Genomic DNA, 17694 nt, shown 5'->3' with positions numbered 1-17694 from the left:
CCGAAGGGCCGTTGTCGTCGCATGCAGCCAAGAGGCTGCGGCGAATTACTTCTTCGCCTTCTTGGCCGGAGCTGCAGCCTTCTTGGCCGGAGCAGCCTTCTTGGCGGCGGGCTTGGCCGCAGCCTTCTCGGCCTTGCGCTTGGCGGCCTTCGGGTCGATCGCGGCCTTGAACGCTGCGCCCGGCACGAACTTGGGCACCTTCTGCGCGGCGATCTTGATCTTGGCGCCGGCTTGCGGGTTGAAGCCGGTGCGAGCGGCGCGGGCCACCTGCTTGAAGGTGCCGAAGCCGATGAGCTGAACCGGGTCGCCCTTCTTCACTGCGGCAATGATGGAACCCGTCACCGTTTCCAGGATGCGGGCGGCTTCGGCCTTGCTGACGTTGTGGGCGGTTGCGATCTTTTCGACCAGTTCGATACGGTTCACGAGAAATTTCCTTTGATTGAATAACGCCATGTTGCCGATGGCGGCGCAGCATTCGAGACAAGCTGCAAGCGGCGCGGAGTATAGGGCAGCGCGGAAGCGGCCCTTCCGGATCACCTTTCCGAAGGCTTCCTGGAGGACCTCGAAGCATGGTCCGCCATGAAGGAATACTGCGCGGCGGCATCGCCGGTGCGGCCGGTGCGCATCTCGGTTGCGGTCAAGCGATCAGCACCGTTTCCGGGGGACGACGAACGCAGCGTGTCGCCGGTGAATGCCGCGCCGCAGGGCCGGTCGGACAGGACCGTTTGTCCCTTGTCGTCCTTGCAGCGGTGGATCTCGGCCGAGGCCGAAATGCTCGTGATGCCGATCGCCACCACGAGCGCAGCCTGGAAAACGTGCAGAACCTTGGATGGCATGTGTCGCGCCTTCAGAGTTGTTACGACATGTTAACGACATCGTTCAACTCATCCACGGATTTTTCGCGATGGTCACGCCCTTCGTGAAAAAGGCCGCACCCGGCGGCCTTCGATCGCCAACAGGCTAGCCTGCTCGCGGCATGGGCACCCTCGCCACGCGGAACTACTTCTTCGGCTCGACCGGCATCTCGTTGCGACGGATCTTGCCTCCGCCTTGCACGCTGCCGTGGACCTTCGTGTTGCCGGCGCCGGTCACACGCTTCTCGCAAGCCGTGCGCGCGTGGCCGGCGGGCTGATGCTGGCAACGCCTTAGCGCGTTCTCGTCGTAGCCGCCCGGGCTGTTCAGACGGCCTTGCCGCTTGGCCTCTTGCGCTGCCGCCGCTTCGCGGTAGCAGGCGGTCCGGTCGACACGCGGATCTTCGCAAGTGACGGTGGCCTGAGCGAAGGCACTTGCCGCCACCATCACCGCACCTCCAGCGACCAAAGCCCTTGATGCGATGTGAAAGATGGAATTCACGGGCTTCTCCTTGCGAGTTGAGACGGCGCGGAGTTTGGCTCCGTCCACAAGGTTTGCCAAGTCTTTCGTTTGGAGGAGGCGCGCACCGCTTGACGGTGACATGTTGACGGACTCTTGCAAACGGAAGGCGTGCCCCGCCTTCCGTTTTGCGTCATCGAACTTTCGTTTTCAAGGCGTACAGACCGCCGTGAAGTCCCAGGCAAGGTAGAGCGAACGCGCGACACGCCCGCTTTCTTTAGCGTCGCGAAAATCGATTCCATGAGACCAGGCGGCTTCAAGACCTCGGCTGCGATGTGCCTGCGCTGGTACATACGGGATAGCGCTTCTTAGTAGGGAATCCGAAGGGGAAGTCTTGGATTTCGAGACGCGAAGCGACCGGCGGAGAGTGTGAGATTCGAACTCACGGACGATTGCTCGTCGGCAGTTTTCAAGACTGCTGGTTTAAACCACTCACCCAACTCTCCTGGACTGCCCTTGCGTTGCACAACGGCAGGAGCGGGATTTTAGTCGCTGCGCTGCTCGCTTCTCGGCGCCCAGCCTTGCAGGACCAGGTCGGCAATGCCCTCGGCCCAGACGCGGCGCTCCTCGGGCCCGGCCAGCGGCTTCGAAATGAAGAAGCGAACGCCGCCGAAAGCCAGCGTCGACAGTTGCACCGCCGCGAGTTCGGGCTGGGGCACGTGCAGTGTTCCCGCGCGATGGGCCTCGGCGAGGTACTCGACCACCGGCGCGAGCACATAGCTGTTTTCCGCATAGAGCGACTTGGCGAGCTCGGGAAAGCGCACCGCCTCGGCGATCACGAGGCGCAGCAGCGCAAGCGTCTTTGGCTCCGTGGCGCTCAGGTACATGCGCTCGATGAGGTCCAGCAGCACCTGCCGCCGATCCTGGTCGTGTTGGACCAGCGTGGACTGCATGGTCTCGCGGGCCCCGGTCACGGCACGGTGCACCACCTCGCGGAACAGGGCTTCCTTGTTGTCGAATTGGCGGTAGATCGTGATCTTGGCGACGCCCGCCTCCCGTGCGATCGCCTCGATGCTGGTGGCCGCGTAGCCCTTTTCGAGGAAGGATTCGAGCGCCGCCGCGAGGAAGGATTCGCGCAGCGCGATCGCCTGCTCCGGGCTCGGCCTTCCGCGTGACCGGCGCTTGATCTCAGGAGATTCGATGTTGTTGTCCATGGCAGTGTCTCTTTTTCATGAGTCCGGCAGAAAGATCGCCTGAAGGTCGCTCAGGAAGTCGAATCCGCGTGTCGTCGGCCAGACCCGAGCGAGGTCCCGTTCGATCAAACCCTTTCGCTCGGCCTCCTCCAGGCCGCGCTGGATGGCGGTGATCGCCACTCCTGTCCGCTCCCCGAACTGCGCAAGCGTAAACCCTTCTTTCAGGCGCAGCGCGTTGAGCATGAACTCGAATGGCAATGCGGCAATGCCGACATCGTCGCTCTGTGCGACGGCCTGACCCGCGAGCGCCTTGTCCATGTAGAGCCGGGGCTCGCGGAAACGCACCTGCCGCACCACACGATGCGCGAAGCTGAGCTTGCTGTGCGCACCTGCACCGATACCAAGGTAATCGCCGAACTGCCAGTAGTTCAAATTGTGCGCGCACTGGTGGCCGCTGCGCGCGTAGGCGGAGATCTCGTAGCGCTCGAGCCCGGCCGCGGCGGTGCGCTCGGTGAGCCGGTCGAGCATCGCATAGGCAGCATCGTCTTCGGGCACCTCCGGCGGGTACTTGGCGAAGTAGGTGTTCGGCTCAATCGTCAGGTGATAGACCGACAGGTGCGGCGGCGCCAGCGCGAGCGCCTGCGAAAGGTCGGCGTCGAGCCGCTCCAGCGTCTGGCCCGGCAGCGCATACATCAGGTCGAGGTTGAAGGTGTCGAAGGTAGCCGCGGCCTCTTCCACCGCCGCGATGGCCTGGGCGCGATCGTGAACGCGCCCGAGCGCCTTCAGATGCGCATCGTTGAAGGATTGCACACCCACCGACAGCCGGGTCACGCCCGCCGCACGGTAGGCGCGGAAGCGGTCGCGTTCGAAGGTGCCCGGGTTGGCTTCGAGCGTGATCTCGCAATCGGGCGCGAGCCTGAGTCGCGCGCGCAGATCGCCGATGAGGCGGTCGATGGCGGCGGGCGAGAACAGGCTCGGCGTGCCGCCGCCAATGAAGATGGTGTGGACCGTACGGCCCCAGACCAGCGGCAGCGCCGCGTCGAGGTCGGCCACCAGCGCATCCAGATAGCGCTGCTCGGGCAACTCGCCCGTATCGTCGCGCCACTCGTGGGAGTTGAAGTCGCAGTACGGGCACTTGCGAAGGCACCACGGAAGATGGACGTACAGCGAAAGCGGCGGCAGCGCCGACAGCTGGAGCGGGCCCGGACGCATCTGGTGCAGCGCATCGTTCGCGCCGGCAGCGCCGTCGGGCGCGCTGTCGCCGCTGGCTGCGATCGGGATGATCTCGCTCACGACCAGCGCTCGCGCATCAGCGCCAGCATCGCGCGGGCTGCCTGTCCGCGATGGCTGTTCGCGTTCTTCACATCGGGGGGGAGCTGGGCGAAGGTCTTGCCGAATTGCGGCAGGAACATCACCGGATCGAAGCCGAAACCGTTGTCGCCCACCGGCTCCTTCGCAATCAGGCCCGCCACCCGTCCCACCGCGATCAGCGGCTCGGGATCGTCCGCGCTGCGCAGCGCGACCAGCGTGCTGACGAGCGCGGCGCGGCGGTCGGACTGGTTGGCCAGCTGTTCGAGCAGCGCGCGAACGTTGTTCTCGTCGCCCTTCTCGTAGCCGAATTTCGTCGCATAGAACGCGGTGTCCACGCCGGGCAGGCCCCCGAAGGCTTCCACGCAGAGGCCGGCGTCGTCCGCGATGGCGGGCAGGCCGGTGTGCGCGGACGCATGGCGCGCCTTGGCCAGCGCGTTCTCGACGAAGGTGCGGAAGGGCTCCTCGGCCTCGCCGACACCGAGCTCCGACTGACGAACGAGCGTCACGTCGAGCGGCACGAACAAGGCCTGCAGTTCAGCGAGCTTGCCGGCGTTGTTGGATGCGAGGACCAGTTTCATCGCGGTTTCCGTGTTGGCCGAACTTCAACCCGCAAGCGCCTGGCTCTGCAGCCCGATCAATTCGGTGATGCCCTTTTCGGCCAGCGCAAGCAGTTGGTTCATTTCCTCGCGGGAGAAGGCGGCTCCTTCGGCGGTGCCCTGCACTTCCACGAAATGTCCGGCGCCCGTCATCACCACGTTCATGTCGGTGTCGCAGGCCGAGTCCTCGATGTATTCGAGATCCAGCAGCGGCGTGCCCTGCACGAGCCCGACCGAGATGGCCGCCACATGGCCGCGGATGGGCGAGGTGGCGACCCTGCCCTCGGCGAGCAGCTTGTTGACCGCGTCCTGCGCAGCCACGAAGGCCCCGGTGATCGCCGCGGTACGAGTGCCGCCATCGGCCTGGAGCACGTCGCAGTCGAGGTGGATGGTGCGCTCGCCGAGCGCGGCCAGGTCGAAGACCGCGCGCATCGAGCGGCCGATGAGACGCTGGATCTCCTGCGTTCGCCCGCTCTGCTTGCCGCGTGCAGCTTCGCGGTCGCTGCGGGTGTGCGTGGCACGCGGGAGCATCCCATATTCGGCGGTCACCCAGCCTTCGCCACTGCCGCGCTTGTGCGGCGGTACTTTCTCTTCGACCGAGGCAGTGCACAGCACGCGCGTCTGGCCGAACTCGATCAGCACCGAACCTTCGGCATGGATGGTGAAGCCGCGGGTGATGCGAACCGGGCGCAACTGGTCTGCGGCACGGGCGCCGCTTCGTACGAAATCAGTCATGGTGATGAACGGAAAAAGGAAAAGAAGACCTAGCCCTTGCGCGCGGCGGATCGCTTGATCGCTTCGTTGATTTCGGCGATCGACCGCTCGATGGCGTCCTCGTCGAGATCGTCGAGCTCGCTGTCCGAAGGCATGCCGGCCTGGATGGTGGACGCGAACACGCCGTCGCTGATGCTGTCGGTGGAAACGCCGCGCTTCTGCCCCGGCGCGTCAGGCGTTTCCCATTCGAGTGCGATCAGGGTCACGTTGTCGCTGTGGGTGCCACCGTTGCGCAGCGCCATTTCGGCGAGGTCGGGAGCGGCATCCGACACCGGCTTGCCGGACGAGAGCACATGGACGATCACGCTGTCGTCGAGCACGCCCCAGACACCGTCGGAGCACAGCATGATGCGGTCGCCGCGCTGCAGTTGCAGCGGCGCCGAGACGTCGAAGAGCGGCGGTGTCGGCGAACCCAGGCAGGTGAGCAGGAGGTTGCGGTTGACCGGCTCCGGCCCGCCACCGACGCGGGGGCGCTCGGCATGCGAATGGTCGCGGGTGCGCATCAGCAAGGCGCCGTCGCGAACCACGTAGAGCCGGGAGTCGCCGCAATGGATCCAGGTCGCCGTGTTGTCTTGAATGACCGCCGCGACCACGGTGGTGCGGGGCGTGTCGAGCATGCCCTTGTTGCCCGCATACCGCATGATCTGCTGATGCGCGGCCATCACGGAAGACGTGAGGAACGCCTTGACGTCCTTGACGACCGGCCGGGCCTCGCGCTGGTAGAGCGCCGCGATGGTCTGCAGCGCGAGTTGGGCCGCGACTTCGCCCTCGGGGTGACCGCCCATGCCATCGGCCAGCACGAACAGGCCCGATTCGCGCGTGTAGCAATAGCCCATGCGGTCTTCGTTCTTGAGACGACCGCCCTTGCGACTGACCTGGAAGACGGAGAACTTCACAGTACCTGCCCGGCCGCCCGAAAGGCACTGAGCCCCCCCCGGGGGGGCAGCGAATACACGAAGTGATGAGCTTGGGGGGTCATGCCGGACGTGTGGTGGGAGCCGCCGCCTTCGGCAGCCCCTTCTTTTCAGGGGAACGCATGTTGTCGATGGAGAGGCGGACCTTCTCGCCCACCGTGAGTTTGGTATAGCGGCGCTCGCCTTCGCGGCTCAGCTCCTTCTGCAGCGCGAACACCGACTGCGGGCGCGAAAGCGGATCGAGCGACATGCACCATTCGACGACCTCGATCAGATTGTCCGAATAGATGCCGCGCAGCCGGGAGAGCGAAAGCCCGAGGCGGTCCTTTTCGATGCGCTGCGGCGCGTCGTTCGGGGGATAGCCCTGCATGCAGGCGTAGATGCAGGCGCCGATCGCGTAGATGTCGGTCCACGGCCCCATCGAAGAATCGCGCCGGTACATCTCGGGCGCCGCGAAGCCGGGGGTGTACATCGGACGGATGAAGTTGCCTTCCTTCGACAGCACCTCGCGCGCCGCGCCGAAATCGATCATCACCGCCCGGTCGTCGTCGGTCACGAAGATGTTGGCCGGCTTGATGTCCAGGTGCAGCATCTTGTGCTGGTGGACGATGCGAAGACCCCGAAGAATCTCATCGAAGAGCGAGCGAATCGTCGATTCGCGGAATACTTTCTGCTTCTTCAGGTCGCGCGCGGTGACGACGAAGTCCTGCAGGGTCGCGCCCTCCAGGTAGTTCATGACCATGTAGACGGTTTCGTTCTCGCGGAAGAAATTGAGAACGCTCACCACCGAGGCGTGCGAGATCTGCGCCAGCGACCGGCCTTCCTCGAAAAAGCTCTTGAGCCCGAGCCGATAGAGCGACAACTTCTCGGGTGGAACCTGCGGCGCCAATTCCCCCGTTCCCCGTGTTGCCAGGGAGGAAGGCAGATATTCCTTGATGGCGACCTGCTGCCCGCTCTGGTCGACGGCCAGGTAGACGACCCCGAAGCCACCGGCGGAAAGCCGGCGCACGATTCGGTAGCCGCCGATCATCGTGTCTGGCAGCAGAGGCGAAGGTTTGACCTTTGACATAATCCGGGAGTTTCGCCCGAAGGCGAAGGTGCGGCAAGCGAACGCTGTGCCGACGCCACGGTGCAACAACAGATCACAGCGAGGCGCGATGCCAGTTTACAGCATGACCGGCTACGCCAGCGGGCAGAACAGCCCCGCCGGCAGCCACTCCGAAGCCGATACACGGGCTCATCCAGCCCCTCGGCTCGGTGTCGAAATACGCTCGGTCAACAGCCGATTTCTCGACCTGACCTTCAAGCTGCCCGAAGAGCTGCGGCAGCACGAACCCGCCTTGCGCGAAATGCTCACGGCGAAGCTGAAACGCGGCAAGGTCGAGCTGCGCGCCGCGATCGAAAGCGGGGCAGCGTCCGGTATCGGCGACCCGTCCACGAAGCTGCTTCAGCGCCTCAACGCCGTTCAGGACCACATCCAGGCCTGGTTGCCGGATGCGCGCGACCTCAGCGTGGCCGATGTGCTGCGGCTCGCCGCCGGCGACAGCGTCGCCAAGGGCGACTGGGCAGCGGACCTGACCGAGGTCACCGAAAAGGCGCTCAAGGACCTGCTCTCTGCACGCGAACGCGAAGGTACACGCCTTGCCCGCATGCTGCAGGACCATCTCGCGCAACTGCGTGCGCTTGCAACCCAAGCGCTGCCGCTGGTGCCGCAGCTCGTGGAGCAGCAGCGCACGCGATTCCTCGAGCGCTGGCAGGAAGCGATGGGCCTGAGTGGCGGCACGGCACCCGAGGCCGCCCAGGACCGCGCCCTGACCGAAGCCACCGCATTCGCGATCCGGATCGATGTCGCGGAGGAGCTGACCCGGCTGAACTCTCATCTCGACGAGATCGAACGGCTCGTGAAGAAGGGCGGCGAGATCGGCAAGCGCCTCGACTTCCTGATCCAGGAGCTCCACCGCGAGGCCAACACGCTCGGCTCGAAATCCGCCACGCTCGAGCTGACCCGCATCGGCGTGGACATGAAGGTCCTCATCGAGCAGATGCGCGAGCAGGTCCAGAACATCGAATAGAAAACGGAATCCATGGATTACCCCGGCAACATCTTCGTGGTCGCAGCGCCCAGCGGCGCAGGCAAATCGAGCCTGGTCAAGGCGTTGATGGAACTCGACTCCGCCGTCCAGCCCTCGGTCTCCCATACCACCCGGGCGCCGCGCGGCCAGGAAAAGCATGGGCGCGAATATTTCTTCGTGTCCGAGCCCGAATTCGATGTCATGGTGGCTACCGACGGATTCGTGGAGTGGGCGCACGTCCACGGACGGCGCTACGGCACATCGAAAAAGGCGATCGAGGAGCGCATTGCCCAAGGCGCGGACGTCGTCCTCGAAATCGACTTCCAGGGCGCGCTGCAGATCCGCAAGGCCTTTGCCAACGCCGTCATGATCTTCATCCTGCCGCCGAGTTGGGAAGAGCTGCGTTCCCGGCTCGAGCGCCGCGGGGAAGACAGCCCGGAGGTCATCGAACTTCGCCTGCGGAATGCCGCCGAAGAGATGGCACAGGCCTCGGCCTTCGATTTCGTTATAATCAACGAGGTATTTGAGCGCGCACTTTTCGACCTGAAAGCGATCGTCCACGCTCAGCGGCTTCGCTACTCAGCACAGCGCCGCGCACGTGCTGGCACGTTTGCCGCACTGAACATCCCCTGATCCGCCCAACGTTCCGCACACAGTCGAAAGATCATCATGGCCCGCATCACCGTCGAAGATTGCCTGCAACAGATCCCGAACCGCTTCCAGCTCGTGCTCGCCGCCACCTATCGCGCGCGCATGCTGAGCCAGGGCCATGCTCCCAAGATCGAGAGCAAGAACAAGCCCGGCGTTACCGCACTTCGCGAAATTGCAGAGGGCAAGATCGGTCTGGAAATGCTCAAGAAGGTTCCCGGCTAATTGACGTAGCCGTGCAACAAGGAAGCACCGCATGCGGTGCTTTTTTTATGCCTGAATGCGTCTTAGGCGCAGCCACGCTAAAGTGGTGCTCATGAGCGCGGTTGTCAAGCCTCAGTCAGAAGCACGTAGAAGCCCGCAGCCCAGCCCTGCGGCATTGAACGCGGCCGCCGCCAGCTTTGCCGCATTGACCGATCGCCTCGACTACCTGGGCACGGAAGATATCGAACTGGTGCGGCGCGCCTACCGTTTCGCAGACGAAGCCCACCTGGGTCAGTTGCGCAACAGCGGCGAGCCATACATCACCCATCCGATTGCCGTGGCCGCTCAGTGCGCGGAATGGAAGCTCGACGCTCAGGCCTTGATGGCTGCATTGCTGCACGATGCGATCGAAGACTGCGGCGTCACGAAGTCCGAACTGATCGAGCGATTCGGCGCCCCGGTAGCAGAACTGGTCGATGGCCTCACCAAGCTCGACAAGCTTCGCTTCAACACCCGCGAGGAGAATCAGGCGGAGTCGTTCCGCAAGATGCTTCTGGCGATGGCGCGCGACGTGCGCGTGATCCTCGTCAAGCTCGCCGACCGGACGCACAACATGCGCACGCTCGACGATGCGCCGCGAGAAAAATGGGCACGCATCTCGCGCGAGACCCTCGAAATCTACGCCCCCATCGCGCACCGGCTGGGCCTGAACCAGACCTACCGCGAATTGCAGGATCTTTCCTTCCGGCACCTCAGGCCCTGGCGCTATGCAGTGCTCGCCAAGGCCGTGGCCAAGGCACGCGGACGGCGACGCGACCTCATCCAGAAGGTCCAGCAGGAAGTCGAGAACGCCTTCGCCGCCTCGGAGATGAGCGTACGCATCGCGGGCCGCGAAAAGACGCTCTACTCCATCTACCGCAAGATGGTCGAGAAGCACCTGAGCTTTGCGCAGGTCACCGACATCTACGGCTTCCGCCTGATCGTACCGACCGTGATCTCGTGCTACACCGGGCTAGGCATCCTGCACCAGATGTACAAGCCGCTGCCCGGCAAGTTCAAGGACCACATCGCGATCGCCAAGCTCAACGGCTACCAGTCGCTGCACACGACGCTGGTCGGCCCGGCGGGCGTCAACATCGAATTCCAGCTTCGCACCGAAGCCATGCACGTGGTGGCCGAATCGGGAGTGGCTGCGCACTGGTTGTACAAGGCAGCCGATCCGGCGACGGTGGCGACCAGCGACCGTCTCGGCGCGAAATGGCTCCAGTCGCTGCTCGACATCCAGGATGAGACACGCGATGCAGCCGAGTTCTGGGACCACGTCAAGGTCGACCTCTTTCCCGATGCCGTCTACGTGTTCACACCGAAAAGCCAGATCATGGCGCTCCCTCGCGGTGCGACCGTGGTCGATTTCGCGTATGCGATCCACAGCAACATCGGCGATCACACATCTGCTGCACGCATCAACGGCGATCAGGTTCCTCTGCGCACCGAGCTCAAGAATGGCGACGTGGTCGAGATCATCACGGCGCCGGTTTCCACGCCGAATCCAGCGTGGCTGGGATTCGTCCGCACAGGGCGGGCGCGATCGAAGATTCGCCACTACCTGAAGACGCTCGCCCATGCGGAGTCCGAAGGGCTTGGCGAGAAGCTCCTCGCGCAGGCCCTGCGTGCCGAAGGACTGGGCAAGCTGCCCGAAGACGACGCCGACCACCAGCAAGTCTGGGAAAAGCTGCTGCGCTTCACCGGCAACCGCACGCGATCCGAACTACTCACGGACATCGGCCTCGGCAAACGCATCGCCAGCATCGTGGCAAAGCGGCTGATGGCGCTGCTCGCCGAACGGGGCGCGAAGCCCGACGCGCTCATGTTGAGCCGCGAGCGGTTTGCGGCCAGCGATGGCGTGTCGCAAGGCGCGGTGACGCTGGACGGCAGCGAGAATTCGTCCGTGCGCTTCGCGCTCTGCTGCCGACCGATCCCCGGCGATCCCATCGTCGGCTATCTGGGCCACGGCGAAGGACTCGTGGTTCACACAGAGGAATGCGGCGTCGGACAACGGCTTCGCTACAAGGACAGCGAGCGGTTCTTCGCGGTCGAGTGGGCCGACGATCCGGTTCGAACGTTCGAGGCAGGTGTCGTGATCACCGTGCGAAACGACAAGGGCGTGCTCGCACGTGTCGCTGCCGCGCTCGCCGATGCCGAAGCCGACATCACCCACGTCGAAATGGCCGACGAGACGCCGCAGGATTCGACGGACCTTCGCTTCGTGATCGCAGTGCGCGATCGCACGCATCTCGAAGCCGTGCTGCGGGCCGTGCGCCGCACCTCCTCCGTGCTCGCCGCCGCACGGATGATTCCGGTCCCCTGAGAATCTCTGCCCGTCAGTTGGGCTCGGACGAAGGCACTGGATAGCTGACGGTCAGCACCTCGATGTCGTGCACGCCACCCGGTGTGGCGAGCTTGACGACATCGCCCTCTCGCGCCTTGAGCAGCGCCCGCGCGATCGGGGAGATCCAGCTCACCTGCGCGTGCGCGCTGTTGGCTTCATCGATCCCGAGAATCGTGACCTCGCGCTCATCGCCGCTCTCGTCGGCGTAGCGGACCGTCGAGCCGAAAAATACCTGATCGCTGCCGTGATGCACGGAAGGATCGGTGACCTCGGCGATCTCGAGGCGCTTGGTGAGGAAACGGATCCGCCGATCGATTTCGCGCAGTCGCTTCTTGCCGTAGAGATAGTCGCCATTCTCGGAGCGATCCCCGTTCTTGGCGGCCCAATGCACAGCCTCGACGACCTTGGGGCGCTCGACGTCCATCAGCTCCAGCAGCTCCGACCGCAGCCGCGCATACCCGATGGGCGTGATGTAGTTCTTGCCGCCGGCGGGCAGGGGCGGCAATCCACCGCCGTCGCCATCATCGTCGTCGGCTTCGTTTTCCTTCGTGAAAGCCTTGCTCATTTCTACAACTGCCGACCCGCAAGGTCGGGCGGTGGTTGTATCACACGGCAAAGAAACGATTCGAGGATCCGACCTTCGATCCAGGTCGATCTCGGCCGGCCGGTTCAGCCCGATTGCTGGTCAGGCGCTGTCAAATCCGGATCGGGAATCGACTGCTGACTTTGAGGGACACCGGCCTCGAGAACCGCGCGCCGGCCCTGCTCACCTCGCGCGATGCCCTTGACGAGATGACGCGGCAGGTGGTGACTGCGCTGAAGCTTGGCCAATGCCTCGCTGCGCGCGGGCTCCGAAGCGGGCAAGAACATGTGCAATGAACTCATCGTGGTCGTCCCCAAATATGAGCGCCAGATGATGGATGCGTCCGACCCTGGCCGGATGGGTTGGAAACGGTAACGTTCCGGGCGGCCCTGGCTTTGCCGCCGTGACGATTATTGCCTTGGAACAGGCGGGGGCGCATCCACAGCCCTGAAAGCGATAGTGTCAACTGCCGCGCGATGTTGCAGCATGTGACGTAGTTCCTTTCACTGTGCCGCGAAGTGGTTCACAATGGACTCTCTCCTCTGGACTCCAAGGTCCTTAGCCCGCTCCGGCGGGCTTTTTCGTTCTTGGGTCCTGTCGTCTGCAACGTAGCACCGTCGCATGCCGCGCGGGCAGCTGCATTAGCATCCGCGCATGCCCGAACTCACACTGGAAGCCACTTCCGCGATTGCGGTCGCCTTTGCCGCCGTGATGACCGTCGGATTTGCCGCGCGACAACAGCGCTGGGGACCGGGCCTCATGGTGGTCGGCATCCTGGGATTCCTCGGCATCATCAGTTTTGGCATCGTGACGCGACTCTGAATCCAGGACTGCACCGCGCGCGGATGGCGCGCAGGATGCGACTTGGACGCATCAAAAGAAAAAGGGTTGGTCCGTGATGGACCAACCCTTTGTGAAGTGGTGCGGCTGGCAGGATTCGAACCCACGACCCCTTGGTTCGTAGCCAAGTACTCTATCCAACTGAGCTACAGCCGCACAGCTTGCAAGTATAGCATCCAAATTGGAGCCATTTGCCGAAGCCTTGAATTTTGTTGAATCTCTCAAGCAAACAACGTCGCCTGCATTCCAGATTCAGTGGTAGGCCGTGCTGGGCTTGAACCAGCGACCAACGGATTATGAGTCCGCTGCTCTAACCAACTGAGCTAACGGCCCACGCGCTCCGGATTCTAGTGGCCAAGGGCCGCACGCAACTCACTTGCGATGACTCAGCGCGTTCGTGACGAGCTTCGAGGTGATGTCCACGATCTGGATCATGCGGTCGTAGGGCATGCGCGTCGGCCCGATGACGCCGAGCGTTCCAACCACTTGGCCATCGACTTCATAGTTCGCGCTCACGATGGAGAGATCATCGAAAGGAACGATCTGGCTTTCGCCGCCAATGAAGATGCGCACGCCTTCGGCCTGGCTGGAGACATCGAGAAGGCGCATCAGTTGCGCCTTCTGTTCGAAGAGATCGAAAGCCCTGCGCAAGTGACCCATGTCGCTGGAGAAGTCGCTCACCGAGAGAAGATTGCGCTCGCCCGCGATGACCACTTCTTCCTGCGCCTCGGTGAGGACTTCGGAACTTACCTTGACGGCCGCCTGCATCAGCGCCGCGATCTCGCCGCGCAGCTGCTCCATTTCGGACTGAAGCCGATCGCGCACCTGCTCGATGGACAGGCCCGCATAGTTCGCATTGATGTAGTTGGAGGCCTCGACCAGTTGCGACTGCGAGTAGTCGGACTCCGGAAAGATCACCCGGTTCTGAACGTCCCCATCGGGTGAGACGATGATGACGAGCAACCGGCGCTCCGAAAGTCGAAGGAACTCGATCTGCCGGAAGACCGAAGCGCGCCGGGGCGCCATGACCACGCCCACGAACTGCGACAGGTTGGACAGCAGGTTCGCCGCGTTGGCAATGACCTTCTGTGGCTGGTCGGGTGCAAGACTGGGCGCGGCAAATTGCTCGCGCTGCGCAGTCAACATGGTGTCAACGAAGAGGCGGTAGCCTCGGGCGGTGGGAACGCGACCCGCAGACGTATGGGGACTCGCGATCAGGCCCAGAACCTCCAGGTCGGACATCACGTTCCGGATCGTCGCCGGCGAAAGATCCAGCCCGGAAGCCCGGGACAGCGTGCGCGATCCGACGGGCTGGCCTTCGGCGATATAGCGCTCGACGAGTGTCTTTAGCAGCAACTTGGCGCGGTCGTCCAGCATCGGGCAATTTTAATGTTGTAATTTGTTCATGAGCTCTCGCTTTCGTCACGTCGCACTCATTGGCAAATACCAGGCTTCGGGTGGGCGGGCGCAGGGCGGTGCGCTCGATGTCGTCATGGAAGACATTGCCGCTTTCCTCGAAGCCCAGGGTTGCACCGTGTTCGTCGAGGAGTCGCAGGCCGACGGCGTCCCCGTCGGGCGATACAAGGCACTCACGGTCGAAGAGATCGGCGAGGAATGCGATCTGGGTCTGGTCGTCGGCGGCGACGGCACGATGCTCGGCATCGGGCGGCAACTGGCACCCTATGGTGTTCCGCTGATCGGCATCAACCGCGGCCGGCTCGGCTTCATCACGGACATCGCGCTGGACGACTACCAGGCCACGCTGGTTCCGATGCTCGCAGGCGAGTACGAGGAAGACCACCGCAATCTCATGCACGCGCAGGTGATGCGCAACGGCGTGTCGGTCTTCGATGCGCTGGCGATGAACGACGTGGTGGTCAATCGCGGCGGCACCTCCGGCATGGTGGAACTGCGCGTGACAGTGGGCCGCCATTTCGTCGCCAACCAGCGTGCCGACGGGATGATCATCGCTTCATCGACAGGCTCCACGGCCTACTCGCTTTCAGCAGGCGGGCCGCTGCTGCATCCGGCGCTTCCAGGGTGGGTGCTGGTGCCGATCGCGCCGCACACGCTTTCCAACCGTCCGATCGTGTTGCCGGACGCCGAGGAAGTCTCGATCGAACTCGTCGGCGGGCGCGACGCCAGCGCCAATTTCGACATGCAATCCCTCGCCTCGCTGGCCATCGGCGATCGCGTCGTGGTCCGCCGCTCGGACTACCGCGTCCGCTTCCTCCATCCGCGCGGCTGGAGCTATTTCGACACCCTGCGCAAGAAACTGCATTGGAACGAAGGAGGTTCCTGAGATGGCATTGCGCCGCATCGCCATGCGCGATTTCGTGATCGTGCGCGCATTGGAACTCGACCTGTCCACCGGCTTCACCGTCCTGACCGGCGAAACCGGCGCCGGCAAATCCATCCTCATCGATGCGCTGCAACTGGCGCTCGGCAACCGGGCCGATGCCGGATCCATCCGCGAGGGCGCCGAGCGGCTCGACGTGAGCGCCGAATTCGATGCCGATCCGGAGCTTGCCGGCTGGCTCGACGAAGGCGGCTTCGAGCCCGGCGACGGACTGCTGTTGCGGCGGACTGTCGATCTCCAGGGACGCAGCCGCGGCTGGATCAACGGCAGCCCGGCCACAGCCGCGCAGTTGCGGGAGCTCGGCGATCGCCTTCTGGACATCCACGGCCAGCATGCTTGGCAAAGTCTCACACGACCGGATGCCGTGCGCGGTCTGCTCGATGCCTACGCCGGCGTCAGCAACGACGTGCTCGACGGCGCCTGGCAGGAGTGGCGTCGCGCCATCTCGGCTCTCGAGGGTGCACGCTCCGCGCAAGACACCCTGCAGCGCGAGCGCGAGCGGCTCCAGTGGCAAGTCTCCGAAGTCATGAAACTCGCGCCAGGCGCCGACGAGTGGGAAGAGCTCTCGGCCGCCCACTCGAGAATCTCGAACGCCCAGGCCCTGATAGACGCGGCGGAAGGCGCGTCCAGCGCGCTCGAGGACGACGACAACGGCGCGCTGGCAGCGCTGAGCCGAGCGGTCACGCTACTGCAGAACTGCGAACACATCGAGCCGGAGTTCAAGGCGCTCGGCGAGGTCCTGGCGTCGAGCGTGGCGCAGGCGGCCGATGCGGCGCATTCGTTGCACGGCTATCTGAGGCAGGCCGACACCGATCCCGAAAAGCTCGCCGAACTCGACGAGCGGATGGGCCTGTGGATGTCGCTCGCGCGGCGCTACCGGCGCCAACCCGCCGAGCTCCCCGCCCTGCTCGCAGGCTGGCAAGCCGAATTGCAGGCGCTGGACGCCCAGAGCGACCTCAACGCACTGGAGCGTGCGGAGCAGGCCGCACAGCAGGCCTACATGAAGGAAGCGAAGGCGCTCGGCAAGGCCCGCAAGCAGGCCGCGCCCAAGCTTGCGCAGGCGGTGACGCAAGCCATGCAGGAACTCGGCATGAAGGGCGGACGCTTCGAAGTCGCGCTTCAGCCGCTCGCGCAGCCTGCTCGCTCCGGCCTCGAAGACATCGCATTCCTCGTCAGCGGACACGCCGGGAGCACGCCGCGATCGATCGGCAAGGTTGCATCCGGTGGCGAGTTGTCGCGGATCGCGCTCGCGATTGCAGTGACGACCAGCGAGCTCGGCGCCGCGCAGACGCTCATCTTCGACGAGGTCGATGCCGGCGTCGGCGGCGCTGTGGCCGAAACCGTGGGCCGGCTCATGAAGCAGCTCGGCCGCGACCGGCAGGTGCTCGCGGTCACGCACCTGCCCCAGGTGGCTGCGTGCGCGGATCACCACCTCGTGGTGGCCAAGCGGCAGACAAGCGCCAAGGGCCAAGAGGGGACTCGCACCGAAAGCAGCGTCGCGGTGCTGGACGCCGAAGGCCGCACGCAGGAAATCGCCCGCATGCTCGGTGGCGAGCGCGTCTCGCAGACCTCGCTCGCGCATGCGCGCGAGATGCTGGGCGCGAAGACCGCGGAGGCCTCCTCGTGAGCCTCGACCTCGTCCTGATCACCGGAATGTCCGGTTCCGGCAAGTCCGTGGCGCTTCATGCCCTCGAAGACGCGGGCTACTACTGCGTCGACAACCTGCCGCCCGAGCTGCTTGCACCCTTTGTCGCGTTGCAGCGGCAACAGCAGACCGCGCGAGTGGCCATCGCGATGGATGTACGAAGCGGGGTGTCGCTGCCGCTCGTCCCGCAGCAGCTGGACGGCCTGCGCCGCGAAGGGGTGTCGCTGCGATCGCTGTTCCTCGATTCGACCACGGACGCGCTGCTGCGCCGATTTTCCGAGACCCGGCGGCGACATCCGCTGTCGCGCCAAGAGGCCCGCACCGACGTGCCGGACCAGCAGCGCGCGCTGACACAGGCCATCGAACTCGAACGCGAGCTGCTCGCGGACCTGCGTGACGGTGCCGACGTGATCGACACCAGCATCATCCGGCCTGCCCAGTTGCAGAGCTACATCAAGGCGCTGGTCTCGGCACCGGAGAGCACGCTCACGCTGGTGTTCGAATCCTTCGCCTTCAAGCGCGGGGTGCCGCTGGACGCGGACTTTGTCTTCGATGTCCGCATGCTGCCGAATCCGCACTACGTGTCCACGCTTCGGGCGTTGACCGGCCGCGATCAGCCTGTGATCGACTGGCTCCGCGAACATGACGATGTCGCGCGCATGTACGCCGACATCGAGCAGTTCCTCGCGCGCTGGCTGGACGCGCTCGCAAAGGATCACCGAAGCTATGTCACCGTCGCGATCGGCTGCACCGGTGGCCAGCATCGCTCGGTCTTTCTCGTGGAGCAGTTGGCGCGCGCGTTCGGCGCGAAGTGGGGCGCACTCAAGCGACACCGCGAACTCGACGGGGCCTGAT

General features: G+C 64.5%; 19 protein-coding genes and 3 tRNA genes. 8 read left to right on the top strand and 14 right to left on the bottom strand.

The genetic code is table 11. The features are described 5' to 3' along the window. Positions 1-45: 45 nt before the first annotated feature. The 10 genes from BLW05_RS12875 to BLW05_RS12830 form a co-directional block, all read right to left on the bottom strand. A complete protein-coding gene (locus tag BLW05_RS12875; protein ID WP_093162988.1) occupies positions 46-423 on the bottom strand; it encodes an HU family DNA-binding protein in 378 nt (125 codons plus the stop codon). A gap of 110 nt (positions 424-533) precedes the next feature. Beyond that, positions 534-836 carry a DUF4124 domain-containing protein gene (locus BLW05_RS12870; RefSeq protein WP_093162987.1) on the bottom strand — a complete coding sequence of 101 codons (303 nt, stop codon included), beginning with the start codon at positions 834-836 and terminating at the stop codon, positions 534-536. Positions 837-999: 163 nt separating this feature from the next. After that, complete coding sequence (locus tag BLW05_RS12865; protein ID WP_143044824.1) at positions 1000-1353, bottom strand: hypothetical protein; 354 nt, start codon at positions 1351-1353, stop codon at positions 1000-1002. Between the two features lie 379 nt (positions 1354-1732). After that, positions 1733-1817, bottom strand: a tRNA-Ser gene (locus tag BLW05_RS12860). A 39-nt stretch (positions 1818-1856) separates the two neighbouring features. Next, positions 1857-2525, bottom strand: coding sequence for a TetR/AcrR family transcriptional regulator (locus tag BLW05_RS12855; RefSeq protein WP_093162983.1), 669 nt, complete (start codon positions 2523-2525; stop codon positions 1857-1859). Between the two features lie 15 nt (positions 2526-2540). Further along, positions 2541-3797, bottom strand: coding sequence for a radical SAM family heme chaperone HemW (hemW, locus tag BLW05_RS12850; protein WP_371126938.1), 1257 nt, complete (start codon positions 3795-3797; stop codon positions 2541-2543). Then, positions 3794-4393, bottom strand: coding sequence for a non-canonical purine NTP pyrophosphatase (locus BLW05_RS12845; RefSeq protein WP_093162982.1), 600 nt, complete (start codon positions 4391-4393; stop codon positions 3794-3796). Before BLW05_RS12845 ends, hemW begins: the two co-directional genes overlap by 4 nt. Before the next feature lie 24 nt (positions 4394-4417). Beyond that, positions 4418-5146, bottom strand: a complete 729-nt coding sequence (rph, locus tag BLW05_RS12840) for a ribonuclease PH (protein WP_093162980.1) — start codon at positions 5144-5146, stop codon at positions 4418-4420. A 29-nt stretch (positions 5147-5175) separates the two neighbouring features. Further along, positions 5176-6081, bottom strand: coding sequence for a PP2C family protein-serine/threonine phosphatase (locus tag BLW05_RS12835; RefSeq protein ID WP_093162979.1), 906 nt, complete (start codon positions 6079-6081; stop codon positions 5176-5178). A 79-nt stretch (positions 6082-6160) separates the two neighbouring features. Beyond that, positions 6161-7168 (bottom strand): serine/threonine protein kinase, encoded by a 1008-nt coding sequence (locus BLW05_RS12830; RefSeq protein WP_093162977.1) that lies wholly within the window; start codon positions 7166-7168, stop codon positions 6161-6163. Positions 7169-7256: 88 nt separating this feature from the next. Between BLW05_RS12830 and BLW05_RS12825 the strand changes: the two genes are divergently transcribed. The 4 genes from BLW05_RS12825 (at position 7257) to BLW05_RS12810 (ending at position 11391) form a co-directional block, all read left to right on the top strand. Continuing rightward, positions 7257-8171 (top strand): YicC/YloC family endoribonuclease, encoded by a 915-nt coding sequence (locus BLW05_RS12825; RefSeq protein ID WP_093162976.1) that lies wholly within the window; start codon positions 7257-7259, stop codon positions 8169-8171. A 12-nt stretch (positions 8172-8183) separates the two neighbouring features. Further along, positions 8184-8804 carry a guanylate kinase gene (gene gmk / locus BLW05_RS12820; protein ID WP_093162975.1) on the top strand — a complete coding sequence of 207 codons (621 nt, stop codon included), beginning with the start codon at positions 8184-8186 and terminating at the stop codon, positions 8802-8804. Between the two features lie 36 nt (positions 8805-8840). Continuing rightward, a complete protein-coding gene (rpoZ, locus tag BLW05_RS12815; RefSeq protein WP_093162973.1) occupies positions 8841-9044 on the top strand; it encodes a DNA-directed RNA polymerase subunit omega in 204 nt (67 codons plus the stop codon). A gap of 91 nt (positions 9045-9135) precedes the next feature. Continuing rightward, a complete protein-coding gene (locus BLW05_RS12810; RefSeq protein ID WP_093162971.1) occupies positions 9136-11391 on the top strand; it encodes a RelA/SpoT family protein in 2256 nt (751 codons plus the stop codon). A 13-nt stretch (positions 11392-11404) separates the two neighbouring features. On the opposite strand, the gene greB is transcribed toward BLW05_RS12810, so the two are convergent. Next, positions 11405-11977: a transcription elongation factor GreB gene (gene greB / locus BLW05_RS12805; protein ID WP_093162969.1), complete on the bottom strand. Its 573-nt coding sequence runs from the start codon at positions 11975-11977 to the stop codon at positions 11405-11407. Positions 11978-12649: 672 nt separating this feature from the next. On the opposite strand from greB, the gene BLW05_RS35915 reads away from it, so the two are divergent. Then, the gene (locus BLW05_RS35915; RefSeq protein WP_177142637.1) at positions 12650-12817 is read left to right on the top strand and encodes a hypothetical protein; all 168 of its coding nucleotides are present in this window, start codon (positions 12650-12652) and stop codon (positions 12815-12817) included. 97 nt (positions 12818-12914) lie between these two features. On the opposite strand, the gene BLW05_RS12795 is transcribed toward BLW05_RS35915, so the two are convergent. The 3 genes from BLW05_RS12795 to hrcA form a co-directional block, all read right to left on the bottom strand. Next, positions 12915-12991, bottom strand: a tRNA-Arg gene (locus BLW05_RS12795). 100 nt (positions 12992-13091) lie between these two features. After that, positions 13092-13168 (bottom strand) — tRNA-Ile (locus tag BLW05_RS12790). A gap of 39 nt (positions 13169-13207) precedes the next feature. After that, positions 13208-14212 carry a heat-inducible transcriptional repressor HrcA gene (gene hrcA / locus BLW05_RS12785; protein WP_093162965.1) on the bottom strand — a complete coding sequence of 335 codons (1005 nt, stop codon included), beginning with the start codon at positions 14210-14212 and terminating at the stop codon, positions 13208-13210. A gap of 28 nt (positions 14213-14240) precedes the next feature. On the opposite strand from hrcA, the gene BLW05_RS12780 reads away from it, so the two are divergent. From BLW05_RS12780 to rapZ, 3 genes are read left to right on the top strand one after another with little or no spacing between them, the layout of a single operon-like run. After that, entirely contained in the window at positions 14241-15137 is an 897-nt protein-coding gene (locus BLW05_RS12780; protein WP_093162963.1) for an NAD kinase, read from the top strand. Between the two features lies 1 nt (position 15138). Further along, a complete protein-coding gene (gene recN / locus BLW05_RS12775) occupies positions 15139-16821 on the top strand; it encodes a DNA repair protein RecN (RefSeq protein ID WP_093162961.1) in 1683 nt (560 codons plus the stop codon). Next, positions 16818-17693, top strand: coding sequence for an RNase adapter RapZ (rapZ, locus tag BLW05_RS12770; RefSeq protein WP_093162959.1), 876 nt, complete (start codon positions 16818-16820; stop codon positions 17691-17693). The genes recN and rapZ overlap by 4 nt, the downstream gene beginning before the upstream one ends. The last annotated feature ends 1 nt before the right edge of the window (position 17694 follow it).

It is taken from the genome of Variovorax sp. YR216, from assembly GCF_900107745.1.
In the GTDB taxonomy this organism is placed as follows: domain Bacteria; phylum Pseudomonadota; class Gammaproteobacteria; order Burkholderiales; family Burkholderiaceae_C; genus Variovorax.
The sequence above is the reverse complement of the archived record's forward strand: the minus strand, read 5'-3'. Positions and strand labels throughout refer to the sequence as shown.